Source organism: Fusobacterium sp. SYSU M8D902 (assembly GCF_040199715.1).
In the GTDB taxonomy this organism is placed as follows: Bacteria; Fusobacteriota; Fusobacteriia; order Fusobacteriales; family Fusobacteriaceae; genus Fusobacterium_A.
Genome location: NZ_JBEFNA010000090.1, coordinates 1 through 505, shown reverse-complemented (window position 1 = coordinate 505; position 505 = coordinate 1). Strand labels below are relative to the sequence as shown.

Genomic DNA, 505 nt, shown 5'->3' with positions numbered 1-505 from the left:
CTCTTTCTTTGAAGAGGTGGAGAACTCCGATTTAGAAGTTGTGACAGAGAATGTGGCTGCAACAACCTCCAACATGGAGGACGAGCTGACGAACGAGGTTCAATCGCCACCGAATCCGCAGAAGTGCATCAGTGGCAAGCAGCGCAAGGCAACATTAGAGGAGTATCAGCAGACCTTCCTCCAAGTTCCAAGGATTGACGACCGCAAGCCAGTCTTCGTCAGTTCCGATGTACGAGACCGTCTTGATCGTGTCGTCCGCATCCTCGGAGGGAGACGCATGAGCGTATCGGGCATCATCGAGAACATCGTGCGCCACCACCTAAGCCTTTATGAAGAGGACTTCGAGGCTTGGCGCAAATTGTGAGAATTAAGGTCTGCGACATTGGACGTGGATAGCTGAAAGGCTGTAGTTCCAACTAACGTGTTCTGAGGGGGAGCGAGGTTATGTTTTGGGAACCCCAAAACGCCTAGCTCCACCATGAGGGCGGAGAAATTCTGCTCCCGA

1 protein-coding gene is annotated in these 505 nt (G+C 52.5%); it reads left to right on the top strand.

Translation table 11 applies throughout. The features are described 5' to 3' along the window. Positions 1–364, top strand: a 364-nt coding sequence (locus tag ABNK64_RS11205; RefSeq protein ID WP_349764453.1) for a DUF3408 domain-containing protein, incomplete at its 5' end; no start/stop codon positions are given. Positions 365–505 lie beyond the last annotated feature (141 nt).